Below are 12,305 nucleotides of genomic sequence, written 5' to 3' on the forward strand. Positions count from 1 at the left end.
GCTGCACGATCGGTGAGAGGTCACCGACCTGTCACCGATCGTGCAGCAGACCCCGCCCGCGTCCGGCGACGTCACCACCAGCGAGAGCACCGCCGCGGGCCAGGACACCGCCGGCTCCACCGCGCCCTCGCCCAGCAGCAGGAGCACACCCACAGCGGCACCCGCAGCAGTACCGATGCCGGCGCGCGCACCAAACCGGACCTGGCCTGCACGGTCCTTCCCCCGCCTCACCAGCCCACGATCAGCCAGCCCGGCGCACTGCCCGCACTGCCCGCACGGCCCTGGTACTGCGCGCGCCCCGCCACGAGCACCGCACCTGGCACGATCACCACGTGGACGAAGAGCCCGCCGGCACCGGCCGCACCTCCCACACCACGCACGCCGCGAACGCCCGGCGCGCCCCACGCGCCTCGCACGCCGTGGACGCCCTGCGCCAGTGGCTGCTGACCGAGGACGCCTTCGCGCGCGGCGCGGCCACCGATGCCGCCCTGAACCACCAGCAGGACCGCACCAGCGCCCTGCTGGGCCCGCACGCGGTGCCCACCACCCACGAGCACCTGCGCCGCCACCTAGCCCGCGGCGGGCGCATCGCCGACCTGACCGGTCAGCCCTCGCAGCTGAGGGAGCTGCTCACGCTGCTGCGCAGCACCCGCCGGCGCGGCTTCGAGCAGCAGCCCAGCCCCGCGCCGAAGGCGCAGCAGGACCCGCGCCCCAGCGCCGTGCTGGTGATGGCCGAGCACCACGGCGGGGAGGCGCTGCGAAACCGCCCGCACGGCGACGGCGGACCCGTGCGGTCCGAGCGCTGCCGGCATCACTTCCTTCGCCTGCTGAGCACCACGGCCGCGCTCAGGAACACGACCGCGATGACGGCGACCAACCACAGCGGGAACCCGTCCCAGACGTGCCGCATCGAACCTCCCCTCCAGCTGACCTTTCCGACAGCACCGGCACTGCGCCTCCAATGGCCGTACCAGGTTGCAGCAGGTGGCACGGACGCGCTCGTGCAGCGCAGCTGAAGCAGCAACTGCCGGCACCAGCGCACCGGCGCACCGGCGCACCGGCGTACCGCACCGCGGCGCGCACCCCGCTCAGCTCAACCCCGCCGGGGATCGACCGGACAGGCCACGCCGTCGCCGTCGGGGTCCAGAGCCGGGGAGTACCCGTGCGCACCGCGGCGCAGCGGCGCCTGCACCGCCTCCCACACCGCGGCGCAGTCGGCGTGGGCGCCGCTGCTGGCACGAACACGCCCATCGCGCGCGCTGCGCACCAGCGTCAGCGTTTCGAACACCTGCCAGGTGCTGTCGGCGGCCACGTGCTGCTCGTCCACCGGCAACCCGCGCGTGGCGGCACCAGGACCGCTCCAGGACTCGAAGGGCTCCAGCACCGCGTGCGCGCCCAGCTGCTCGCTCCAGTAGATCGTGCCGTTCTCGAACCAGTTCTCCCGCCCCCCGGAGCTCTGCGGCCCCCAGGAGCTGGGCAGCTCATCCGACTTCGGCCACCCCAGCGCACCGGCCTCGGCGCCCAGCTGCAGGTAGCGGCGGTTGATCTGCCCGCGCACCGCGTACGGGATGCCGGCGGAGTCCGCGCGCACGTAGCGAGAGCCGTTCTCGAAGCGCTGCACCAGCCAGGTGTCCGTGAAGCGCTGCAGCGCGACGTGCTCGGCGAGGGGGTAGCCCAGCCCCGAGCTGGAGGCGTGCTGGGAGCTGATGGGCCCGGGCAGCACGTGCGCACCGGTGCGCGGGTGCCAGAACACCGAGCCGCCCACGAAGGGCTGCCAGCGCCCCACCCCGTCCTCGGTGGGCATCTCATCGCCGTAGGGCAGCACCAGCGGCCAGGAGGAGGCGCGCACGGCCTGGTGGATCGCCCCGCGCACCACGGCCGGGGAGGTGTCCGGCCACCACACCAGCTCACCGCGCTGGAACCGGCTGACCTGCGCGTAGCGGCCCTGACCGGTCTGCACGCGCACCTCGTCGCTGACGGGGTAGCCCAGTTCCGAGCGCTGGGCACCCATCTGCTCCCACCACTGCCGGATCGCGCCGTGCACCTCGTGCGCGCCGGTGGCGGGGCTGAAGTAGATCGAACCGCCCTGGAAGCGGCTCACGCGCCCGAGCCCGTCACCGGTGCTCAGCTCATCGCTGATCGGGTACCCCAGCACCGAGCGCTCCCAGCCCGACCGCGCCCACGCCTCGCGGATCGCGCCGTGCACCTCGTGCGCGCCCGTGGCCGAACTCCAGTAGATGGAGCCGTGCTCGAAGTGGTTGAAGCGCCCCACCGCATCGGGGGTGGGCAGCTCGTCGGTCAGCGGTGCGCCCAGCACCCCGCGCGCGCCCCCCGTGCGCAGCCAGGCCTGCTCGATGGCCCCGCCCACCTGGCGAACCCCCACCGGGCCCGGGTGGGGCGCGGCCAGCGCAGCAGGGGCGGCACCGACAGAGGCGGCACCAGCAGCGCCGGCGACGAGCGCACCGGCCGAGAACAGCGCCGCCCAGAACGATGCCACCGAAACCAGCGCCGTCCTCGCGCCGCGTGCAGGAACCGCCGCGCAGCGCCCGGCGAACCCAGCACGCCCGGCACGCCCGGCACGCCCAGCACGCCCGGCACGCCCAGCACGCCCAGCACGCCCAGCACGCCCAGCACGCCCAGCACGCCCAGCACGCCCAGCACGCCCAGCACGCACGAGCGGTCCCCCTCCACCAGCGGTGTCCCAGCCCGCCGCTGAGCACGGGTGATCGTGTCACACCCGCGCTGAGCTCGCGGGGTTTCGGTGTCACTGCCCGGCGCGAGCACCGCGCTCGTCACACGTGTAACACCGCCCGCGCGTGCGGCGATCACCTGCCGAAGCGGCAACGCGGCACGTCGCCGTCGAACCCGCTGACCCCTCGCACGAGCAGCGCGAGGAGCACGAAACCCCGCGCGCACCCGCGCACGCCCCGATCCCACGCACCACCTCGCAGCACGCCAGAGCACGCACCACCTCAGAGCAAGGACGCCCCCGTGAACCTGCCCCACCGCCTGCGCACGCTGACCCTGACCACGGCGGCCGCCGCCACCGCGCTGGGGGTGGGCGCCGGCCTGTGCGCCAGCGCCAGCGCCGCGCCCCACGACACCACCCGCAGCACCAGCCCTCAGGGCACCGCGCAGAACGCCACCGGCCAGGGCGTGAGCGGGCAGGGCGTGAGCGGGCAGGGCGTGGCCCCGGGCGGCACCGAAGTGGTGGTGCCCAAGGCCGGCGTGCCCTTCCCCTACACCGCCGGGCTGGTGCGCGCCGCCGGCGCGGACCGCTACGAGACCGCCGCGATCATCGCCCAGGGCTCCTTCGCGCCCTCCGCCGACCCCGCCGAGCAGGCCGCCTCGGCGGTCTTCCTCACCAGCGGCGAAGCCCCCGCCGACGCCCTGACCGCCGGCCCCGCGGCCGCTTCCCTGGACGCTCCCCTGCTGCTGACCCGCACCAGCGAGCTGCCCGCGGCCAGCGCCGCGCAGCTGACCCGCCTGAAGCCCGCCACCGTCTACGTCGTCGGCGGCCCCGAGCGCATCACGCAAGCCGTGCTGGATGCGGTGGCCACCGCTGCCCCCGGCGCCAGCGTGCAGCGCATCGCCGGCACCGACCGCTACGCCACCGCCGTGGCCGTGGCCGATCGCTTCTTCCCCCAGGCGGACTCCGCGGTCATCGCCCGCGGGGACACCTTCCCCGACGCCCTCTCCGGCGGGGCCGCGGCCGCCGCCGGCGGCGTCCCGCTGATGATCACCGAGCCGGGCCGACTGCCCGCCGTGGTGGACACCTGGCTGCAGGACGCCGCGCTGGAGACTGCTGTGATCGTGGGCAGCACCGCCGCGGTCTCCGAGAGCGTCGCCGACGGCATCGTCGCGCACCTGGACAACCCCGCCGACGCCGAGGACCTCGAGCGCTTGGAGGGGGCGGACCGCTACGAGACCGCCACCGTGGTGGCCTCTTCCTTCTTCCCCGAAACGGACGTGCAGTTCATCGCCACGGGGGAGAACTTCCCCGACGCCCTGGCCGCGGTGCCCGCCGCCGCGCTCAACGCCGCTCCCGTGCTGCTGCTGCCGCCGGCGTGCAGCCCGGCCAGCACCGTGGCCTACACCCTGGCCAGCGGCGCCAGCACCCAGATCGTGCTGGGCGGGCCGACCTCGGTGACCCCCGAGGCGCTGCTGACCGCCTGCTGAGCGGCACCGGATGAGCAGCGGGTGAGCGGCACCGGATGAGCAGCGGGTGAGCGGCACCGGATGAGCAGCGAGTGAGCTCTCCTGCGCGGGCGCGCGGTGGTCAGGCCCCAACCCGGACCGACCACCGCGCGCCGGCGCCAGGGGCGCAGCGAGGAAGGGGGCCCGCAACTGCCTGGAGCCCTCCATACCGCGACCGCTTCGGTGCACGGGCGCGCCTGTGCACCTGGGTACCGGCTCCCCCGGCCCGGCCCGGCCCGGCACGCACCAGCACCGACCGGTGCCGATCGCTGCCGCCTACCGGCGCCGATCGCTGCCGCCTACCGGCGTCGATCGCTGCCGCCTACCGGCGCCGATCGCCCTCGGTCCCGCCCGCACCGCCGCGCGCCGCAGCGTCCTCGGTCAGGCCGGAACCTGCAGCACGTGTGCCTTGTCCACCCGTGCGCGCACCGTTCACCCGTACGCGCACCGCTGGTGTCGCCAGGAGCACGACGATCGCGGCGTTGAGCACCATCGGGAGCACGATGACCGGCGGCGGTGGCGTTGAGGCCGGCAGCAGGAAGAGGACGACGCCGGCGCTGGAAAGGACACCGAGCACGGAGAACACCACGAGCAGCGCCCAGGCCACCCGCCCACCCCGGCCGGCGCGGTGCACCAGCCACCACCGCGCGGCCAGCAGCAGCAGCGCCCAGGTGCCCAGGCCCGCCAGGACGGCCAGCACCAGCGCGCACGAGCCCACCAGCAGCAGGCGGCGGCCGGCGGGGTCGGTGCGCCACCACGTGAAGCTCACCGGCGCATCCTAGGAGCAGCGCCGACGACCCAGACAAGGGTTGACGGGGCCGGTGCCGGTGGTGCACACAGCCGGTGAGGACGGCGGGGTCCTCGTGCTCGAGGTGATCGATCCAGCACGCTCCTGCTGCTCAGCGCCGGGGTGAGCACCCCGAGCGGGCACCTGGAACCCGCTCCATCCGGGCCGAGCCACACGTCCTGTGCCTCAGCAGCTCCGGTGCACCAGCGGCCCGGTGCACCGGCAACACGGTGTGCTCGCCGATGCAGCACCGGCTGCTGGATCGCCCGAGCCGCCGGCCGGCGCGCACGAAGGTCCTGCACGCGCCGCGCGTCCCCCGGATCCTGCCAGCAGCGCGGGAGCGGCCCCGCCCGCGGTCAGGCGAGCTCACTGCCCGGCAGCAGCTCAGCCCCGGCACCGGCGCATGCGGCAGCAGAACCATCCGGTACCCGAACAGCACGACCTGATGGCACGAGCTGACAGCGCGCTCCCGGGAGGACTCCTCAACAACCGGCACCGCCGCCACGCTCTTCCCGCCCTGCCAGGACAGCACCAGCGCTCCTAGCATGGCGTTGATGCGACGCAGCGACGTGGCGACGTGGTGGAGCCACACCTCTCGAGGATGACCTGGAGCGTGCCGTGAGCGGTGAGTACGAGCTGGACCTGCACGAGGAAGCCGAAGCGCTCACCGCCAGCTTGCGCCAGCACGCTGCGACCCTGGCCACCTGGCCCGACGTCGAGCAGCAGGCCCTGCAGGCCGCCACTGTGCAGTTGCGACGCGCCTTCCAGCGCTACGAGGACGCAGCGGGCGAGCGCACCGGCACCCTCCTCGACCTCGACCACGTCGACGACGAAGACGTCGACGACGAGCAGGAGCACGTCGCTGACTCCCTCGCCGCAGCTCAAGACGCCGGCGCGCGCCTGATCTCCGTCTTCTCCCGCTTCGACTACCTGCACGCCGGTGAGCGCGCCTACGCCGAGGACCTCACCGGCGCCATCCCCGTGGCCGGCATCCAGGTCAGCCTCGAACCCAGCCAGCCCCTGCCCATCGACGACGCCGCCCAGTGGCCTCCCGAGGACGAGCTGCACTGGCTCACCCCCCAGGGCCAGGTGCTGGCCGTGGACGTCTTCGACCCCGGCACCATCGCCCCGCCCCGCCCCGGCTCGACTGAGCAATCCCGCGCTGCCCGCGCCGCCACTGCTGCCCAGCGCTGCCAGTGCTGCCCAGTGCTGCTCAGCACTGCACCGACCCGAGAGCGAGCAGCCAGTTGCGCGCTGCACCAGGGCACCTGGAACTACGGCAGCTGACCGGTCAGGAAGAAGTACCCGAACACCACGACGAACAGCACCAGCGCGAGCAGCAGGTTCCTGGGCACCCGCTTCATCGAACTTCTCCTCCTCCTTCTCGACAACAGCAGTGCTGACATGGCACCGCGGCCACCGGCGCACCGCCCTTCCCGGATCCGCCCGAGCACCATGGAGGGCACCTGCGATGAGCACCCGGGATCAGCAGCGCCCCGGTTGCTCCGGCCAGCAGGCGAACACCTCACACCGCAAGCAGCCCGGTCGAAGTCAGCTCGCACCGGAGCCGGATCAGACCGGCGCCGGATCAGACCGGCGCCGGCTCTGACCGGCGCCGGCTCACACGTTCTCGACGACGAGGACCCCCAGGGTGATCAGCACGATCATGATGCCGATCCAGTGCCGGATTCCCAGCGAACTGGCACCGCCCTGCTTGGACACCGCACCCTCCCGGCCGCTTCACGCTCCCTGGCGCCTTCTGGCACCTCGACGCCGTGGACGATAGCCCGGCACCACGCGCAGCGCGCATGAGCCACGCAGCACCACCGCACCGGTGCAGGCACCGCCACGCCGGTGCAGGCAGCACCACGCCCGTGCGAGGGGCTGCCGCGCGATCCGGTGACGCGCCCGTCACCCGATCACGCAGCACAGCCCGGTGCTCGCAGCTCCCCGCGCGGGGGCAAGGGCGCCGGTCCTAGGCCATGTCTGGTAGATCATGGAACGGGGCGGTTCACTGGTCGACATGCCACAGACCGAGGTGCTCACTGATGCGGCGTGGGCGCGCATCGAGCCGATGCTGCCCTCGACGAAGCCGCAGCGTGGTGGTCGCTGGCGCGATCACCGACAGGTGATCGAGGCGATCGCGTGGAAGTACCGCACCGGCTCGCCGTGGCGAGAGCTGCCCGAGCGGTACGGGCCCTGGCAGACCGCCTACTACCGCCTGACCCGGTGGGCTGCGGACGGCACGTGGCAGCGGCTGCTGGAAGCGGTGCAGGCCGATGCAGACGCTGCCGGGGAAATGGACTGGTTGGTCGCGGTGGACTCCACGCTGGTACGCGTGCACCAGCACGGCGCCAACACCAGCCGGAGCGCACCCCCGGGGGGCTCACCTGGTCCGGACGGCGATCGCCGGAGCCGATCGACCACGCGATCGGCCGCTCCCGCGGTGGGCTGACGACCAAGACCCACCTGGCCGTCGACGGGCTGGGCAGGCCGCTGGCGATCGTGCTGACGGCTGGAAACGTCAATGACACCACCGTCTTCGCCGCCGTGCTGAGCGAGATCCGCGTGGTTCGCAGCGGTCGGGGTCGACCGCGCACCCGCCCACGGCAAGTGGTCGCGGACAAGGGCTACAGCTCGCGCGCCAACCAGCGCTTGCTCGCCGCCAGGGGCATCGCGGCCACGATTCCCGAACGCGCCGACCAGCTCGCCAACCGCCGCGCCCGTGGCAGTTCGGGCGGGCGCCCTTACTGCTTCGAGGCGCACACCTACCGCCGGCGCAACGTCGTCGAGCGGGCCTTCAACCGCCTCAAGCAGTGGCGCGGTATCGCTACCCGCTACGACAAGCACGCTCGTCACTACCGTGCCGGGCTGTTGCTGGCCTCGCTGCTGCTCTGGCTCAAGTGAAGATCCGTCAGACGTGGCCTAGCGCGCTCACCCCGTCAGGTACATGCCCAGCAGCGCCACCGCAGCGACCACGGTGACGATGACGTAACCCCAGTGCCGGCTCTGCCACTGCCCGCCCGAGTCGCCGTCCCCATCCAGCACGACCGCTCTCCTTCCCCCATCGCCGTGGCGGCACCGCCCCCTGGCAGGTGCCGCAGCCTCGTGCTGGCAGGGTGCCGCACGCGCGCCCGGCGCGCACGAGCACGACAGCCGCCAGCGACTCCCCCGCGTCTCCTTCGACCCCCGCGCTCAGCACAGCTCCGCGCGCACCACGCACACCACGCGCGCTGTAGGCGCACCGGCGAGCACCACTGCGTGCTCACCAGGCTCACCAGGCTCACCAGGCTCACCAGGCTCACCGGGTTCACCAGGCTCACCAGGCTCGTCGAGCACCAGCACCAGGCGCCGGCCACCGCGGTCGAAGACCGCCTGCAGCGTGGCCAGGTACGCAGCGCGAGCCAGCGACCAGCCGTGCCCCACCCACTGGACCTGCGCGGTGAGCACCAGGTCCTGCCCCCACGGCGGTCCGGCCACCTCGCGCCGGTCCATCACCGGCGCACACCCCCGGTGAACACTTCTCGTGGATGCGTCGACGAGCACGCCGGGGAGTCCGCCCCGCGGGGCGCACAGCAGCGCCCACGCACGGCTGGAAGCCCTCGGCGGGCGCCGAAGGGCGAACCCAGGCAACGGGTGTGCGGGCGCGGTGGCGATATGGATCGGCTGCGAGGTCCGGATCGAGCAGCGCCGATCAAGCACAGCAGCTCGAGCAGGACCGGTCGAGCAGCGCAGCTCGAGCAGCGCAGGTCGAGCTCGCGCCCTAGCGATCGACGTACCCGCCTCCGTCGGCTGCCCTCACCGCAGCGCGTCGTCCACCAGGGTTGTGGCCTGCACCAGGCTCAGCCGCGGCTCCGCCTCCCGCAGCACCCTGATCAGCGCGACACGCCCGGCGGAGGTGCACACGTCCAGCCGGTGCTGGCGCGCCAGGGCCAGGACGCGCTCGGCGCTCATCGCGCGCACGGCGCTGTCGGCGTCGTACGCGCGCTGCTGCGCGGCCGCGCGCGCCGCGGGCGAGGCGCGGCGCAGCACCTTGGCCACGGCCCGGGCGGCCACCACGGCCAGAGCGAGGGTGAGGACCAGCCACAGCCACTGCCGCTGCAGCGCGTTGACGAGCGACAGCACGGCGGCGCCGGCGGCCAGCAGCACGTAGCCGGCCGCCTCCAGGCGCTGCCCGAAGGTCCACGACGGTGCGCGCGCGGTGGTGCTCACCGCCCCAGCGTGCCAGCCGCGGTGCACCTCGCGAGGCGGGGCCAGCCGCGCACCCAGGACCGGGGACGGCGACGGGCTCGGCCTGGGAACACCAGCGCCACCACCGGCTCGGGTCACGCTCAGGGCAGCGGAGGCGACCGAGGCGGTCGGCCGACCAGGCCGACCGGGCACGTCCACGGCGCGCTCAGCCACCTGCCCCGGCGTCGTCTGCGCTGCCGCCCACGGTGTCTTGCGCGTCGTGCTCCTGCGCGTCCTGCACGGCAGACGTCTCCCACGAGGTCACCTCACACGGGTTCGTCCCACACGGGGTCGTCCAGCGCGTCCTCCAGCGCCAGCAGCACGTCCAGGCGCCACCACCGATCCACCCGATCCAACCAGCGATCGGCAGGAGCAGGACCGCGCACGTCCTCAGCGCTCAGCAGCACCGGGCTCGCCGGCAACCCACCCCGGGCACCGCCGCGGCCGAAGGCGCCGGCGGCGACCTGCTCCAAGAGCACCTCCTGGCGCTGCTCCACCCACGCCGCGAACCACTCCTGCCGGCGCGCCCGGTGCAGCACCTCGTGCTCCAGGTGCACCACGCTGCGCCAGTCGACAGCTGCCACCGTGTGGGCAACGCCCGCACCATCGACCCACACCAGCGACCACCCCCGCTCTACGTGAACCGGCCACTCACACGCGTCCCCACGGTGCCACGTCCCCCCACGCGCCCGAGTCCCCCTACATGCCCGCGCGGGACGCCGGTCTCAGCGCTGCCCATCCTCGTACCGGGCCCAGCGGCGGCGACGGCGAGCATCGACGTGCAAGACCAGGGCCAGCAGCCCACCCCAGAACAGCACGTTGACGACGGCCAGCACGAGGAGGAGGGCATCACCGTGTTGCACACCGCGCACGAGGAGGACCACGGCGCCGCCCACGGCCAGGACGCCGTAGACGATCACCAGGGCCCGGCGCAGGCCAGGTGGCAGCGGCCACGGCGGTGGCCCGCTCACGCCCGCCACCGCGCCAGGACAGCGCCGGCCTCCACGGCTTCACGCACGAGTTCACACACGGCCCCACGCACGGCCCCACCGGCAGCTGAACTCACCGGCTCACCGTGGCACAGCGGCACAGCGGCACAGCGGCACAGCGGCACAGCGGCACAGCGGCACAGCCACCTGCTGGCTGCCACGCGCCGACCCGCGACGCCGCTGCAGCGCTGCAGCGAGGCCCTGAGCACCGTGCCCTGCGGAGCACCCGTCGCACCGGTGCGAGCACGGCCACCTCGATCCGCTGCCGGGTACGCGCTTGGAGCGGACGCACCAGGCAGGGACCATGAACTCACCCCCACGCTCACCCCGGCACTCACCCCGGCGCTCACCGCGGCGCTCACCCCGGCGCTCACCGCGGGGCTGCGGCCGGGTGGCGGGCTGCGCGGTTACCGGCATCCTCGATGCACCACGAGCCGGCCGGGGCCGGCTCACCCAACCGATCGTGCGGAGGTCACCTCGTGAGCCGGCAGCCCCAGCAGTCCTCGCAGTCCTCGCAGTCCTCGCGGGCCGGCTTCTTCGTCCCCGGAGGGCTCTTCAGCCTCATCGGGGTGGCCGTCCTGCTCTTGGCCGGCGACCTCAGCGAGCGCTCGCCGCGAGGGGTGCCGCTGTGGCTGCTCGGCGCCCTGCTGCTGGCGTGCGGGATCGGCCTGATCATCGCGGGGCTGCGCCGAGGTCGCTCCTGAGCGCGAGCAGGCGTCAACGCTGTGCCCACACGCACCCGCGCACGGGCGCGCGGGCGCAGCGCGCGCTTGGCGAACGCCGGCTACCAGGCGTCGCGTTGAGCGCCTGAGCCCGCCTCGGCAGGCTCTGACTGCACGATCCGCTGGCACCGGCCCCTCACTCAACCGGGCGAGGAAACCGTGCGCGGTGCCGCTGCCCCACCGACCGAGCCGCCGCCGCCTGCGGGCAGTGCCCACCCCCGTGCAGGCACCGCCACCTGAAGGACGGGATTGCCCTCACGGCGAGCGCAGCTGCGGTGCGATGTCCGCCAGCCGCGCCGAGATCGCCGCCTCCAGCTGCTGCTCACCGGCGATCTGCAAGAACGAGGCGTTGATCTGCTCGCTCACCAGCGCGTCCTGATCGCAGACGTCCTCGTACCCGGTGGGCTGCACGCGCAGGTACTCGCGCCGGGCCCGGGTCACCAGCGCGGCCACGTCGTCCAGCCCCGACCAGGCCAACCCCTCGATCGCGTCGTCGACCGCGTGCAGCCTGCCGTCGAAGAACAGGTTCTCCACGTCCCCGAGCACCAGCCCGCCGTTCATCGAGATGCCGTGCGAGCTCAGCACCGCCCCCAGCGCGCGAAGGCCCGCCGGGCTGGAGGCCTCGTGCACCTCGTAGGCGTGGATGGCGCGCTCGTTCAAGACGTTGATCAGCTGCGTCATCGCTCCTGGCGCCCTCGTGGTGATCGTACGGGCAGCAGACGCTAGCGCGCCGGTGAACTCGACCGAGCTCGACCCAGCTCAACCGGACCCGCCGGACCCGCCGGACACCGCCACCGCGATCGCCCGGTTCCCGCAACCGCGAGAACACCCCTCGGTACCGCGGGCCCGGCAGCGACCGGCGCCAGCGCAGCGACCTGCGCTGTGCCGCAACCTGCGCTGCACTGCTGCACGTTGGATCCACGTCGCAGGAGCGCGGCACCGCAGTTCGGGCGCAGGCCGGCGAGCAGGCCCGCACCGGCGCCGAGGTGGCCCGCTACCTGCGCGACGCGCACCAGGACGCTCTGCTCTGGCACGCGAGCGCCCCGTCGGAGCGCCTCGTCTGCACCGGCGCCGGCGAGCTGGTCGTGCCCACCCGGCACGAGGTGCCCACCGGCTGCACCAGCGTCACGCGCGCCGACGGCTACCGCAGGAGCGTCCCCACCGGCTCCCTGGCCCGTTCCCGACCGCAGCAGCCCAGCCTCCCCAGCAAGACCGACCACGACCCCGGTCGTCGCCTCGCCGGCTCCCTCACCCGAGGCGAGCACCACCCCACCCTGCGCACACACCCGATCGGCGCTCGCCGGCTCCCCATCGACCAGCAACGGATGGGTGTCGGCCCTGGCTGGCACGCTGGCGTGCAGCGCACCCGCGGGGGACGCA

At 73.8% G+C, this 12,305-nt stretch carries 12 protein-coding genes; 5 read left to right on the top strand and 7 right to left on the bottom strand.

Going from position 1 to position 12,305, the window contains the following annotated elements:
- Positions 1 to 332: 332 nt before the first annotated feature.
- The gene (locus tag ACRYR7_RS04465) at positions 333 to 1,016 is read left to right on the top strand and encodes a hypothetical protein (protein WP_432570861.1); all 684 of its coding nucleotides are present in this window, start codon (positions 333 to 335) and stop codon (positions 1,014 to 1,016) included.
- Positions 1,017 to 1,093: 77 nt separating this feature from the next.
- On the opposite strand, the gene ACRYR7_RS04470 is transcribed toward ACRYR7_RS04465, so the two are convergent.
- Positions 1,094 to 2,497 (bottom strand): excalibur calcium-binding domain-containing protein, encoded by a 1,404-nt coding sequence (locus ACRYR7_RS04470; protein ID WP_432570862.1) that lies wholly within the window; start codon positions 2,495 to 2,497, stop codon positions 1,094 to 1,096.
- A 494-nt stretch (positions 2,498 to 2,991) separates the two neighbouring features.
- Here ACRYR7_RS04470 and ACRYR7_RS04475 point away from each other — a divergent pair, with 494 nt between their 5' ends.
- Positions 2,992 to 4,179 (top strand): cell wall-binding repeat-containing protein, encoded by a 1,188-nt coding sequence (locus ACRYR7_RS04475; RefSeq protein ID WP_432570863.1) that lies wholly within the window; start codon positions 2,992 to 2,994, stop codon positions 4,177 to 4,179.
- A 340-nt stretch (positions 4,180 to 4,519) separates the two neighbouring features.
- Here the strand turns inward: ACRYR7_RS04475 and ACRYR7_RS04480 are convergent, their stop codons facing one another.
- Positions 4,520 to 4,966, bottom strand: a complete 447-nt coding sequence (locus ACRYR7_RS04480; RefSeq protein WP_432570864.1) for a hypothetical protein — start codon at positions 4,964 to 4,966, stop codon at positions 4,520 to 4,522.
- Positions 4,967 to 5,602: 636 nt separating this feature from the next.
- On the opposite strand from ACRYR7_RS04480, the gene ACRYR7_RS04485 reads away from it, so the two are divergent.
- Together ACRYR7_RS04485 and ACRYR7_RS04490 are read left to right on the top strand one after the other, a co-directional pair.
- A complete protein-coding gene (locus ACRYR7_RS04485; RefSeq protein ID WP_432570865.1) occupies positions 5,603 to 6,271 on the top strand; it encodes a hypothetical protein in 669 nt (222 codons plus the stop codon).
- Positions 6,272 to 7,007: 736 nt separating this feature from the next.
- A protein-coding gene (locus ACRYR7_RS04490; protein WP_432570866.1) for an IS5 family transposase occupies positions 7,008 to 7,891 on the top strand; the annotation gives its coding sequence in 2 pieces (ribosomal slippage) (positions 7,008 to 7,406 and positions 7,409 to 7,891; 882 coding nt in all).
- Between the two features lie 288 nt (positions 7,892 to 8,179).
- Here the strand turns inward: ACRYR7_RS04490 and ACRYR7_RS04495 are convergent.
- From ACRYR7_RS04495 to ACRYR7_RS04510, 4 genes are all read right to left on the bottom strand, one after another.
- Positions 8,180 to 8,479 carry a hypothetical protein gene (locus tag ACRYR7_RS04495; RefSeq protein WP_432570867.1) on the bottom strand — a complete coding sequence of 100 codons (300 nt, stop codon included), beginning with the start codon at positions 8,477 to 8,479 and terminating at the stop codon, positions 8,180 to 8,182.
- Positions 8,480 to 8,782: 303 nt separating this feature from the next.
- Positions 8,783 to 9,196: a hypothetical protein gene (locus ACRYR7_RS04500; protein WP_432570868.1), complete on the bottom strand. Its 414-nt coding sequence runs from the start codon at positions 9,194 to 9,196 to the stop codon at positions 8,783 to 8,785.
- Between the two features lie 284 nt (positions 9,197 to 9,480).
- On the bottom strand, positions 9,481 to 9,798 hold the full coding sequence (locus tag ACRYR7_RS04505) for a hypothetical protein (protein WP_432570869.1): 318 nt from the start codon (positions 9,796 to 9,798) through the stop codon (positions 9,481 to 9,483).
- 141 nt (positions 9,799 to 9,939) lie between these two features.
- Positions 9,940 to 10,185, bottom strand: a complete 246-nt coding sequence (locus ACRYR7_RS04510) for a hypothetical protein (protein ID WP_432570870.1) — start codon at positions 10,183 to 10,185, stop codon at positions 9,940 to 9,942.
- A 497-nt stretch (positions 10,186 to 10,682) separates the two neighbouring features.
- Between ACRYR7_RS04510 and ACRYR7_RS04515 the strand changes: the two genes are divergently transcribed.
- A complete protein-coding gene (locus tag ACRYR7_RS04515) occupies positions 10,683 to 10,907 on the top strand; it encodes a hypothetical protein (protein ID WP_432570871.1) in 225 nt (74 codons plus the stop codon).
- Positions 10,908 to 11,180: 273 nt separating this feature from the next.
- Here ACRYR7_RS04515 and ACRYR7_RS04520 read toward each other — a convergent pair whose 3' ends face one another.
- Complete coding sequence (locus ACRYR7_RS04520; RefSeq protein WP_432570872.1) at positions 11,181 to 11,606, bottom strand: hypothetical protein; 426 nt, start codon at positions 11,604 to 11,606, stop codon at positions 11,181 to 11,183.
- Between the last annotated feature and the right edge of the window lie 699 nt (positions 11,607 to 12,305).

It is taken from the genome of Kineococcus gurbantunggutensis (assembly GCF_050871925.1).
In the GTDB taxonomy this organism is placed as follows: domain Bacteria; phylum Actinomycetota; class Actinomycetes; order Actinomycetales; family Kineococcaceae; genus Kineococcus.

Bases quoted from the DNA above. Each gene is read 5' to 3' on its own strand.
- ACRYR7_RS04520 (WP_432570872.1), bottom strand. From the start codon at position 11,606: ATGACGCAGCTGATCAACGTCTTGAACGAGCGCGCCATCCACGCCTAC.
- ACRYR7_RS04495 (WP_432570867.1), bottom strand. From the start codon at position 8,479: ATGGACCGGCGCGAGGTGGCCGGACCGCCGTGGGGGCAGGACCTGGTG.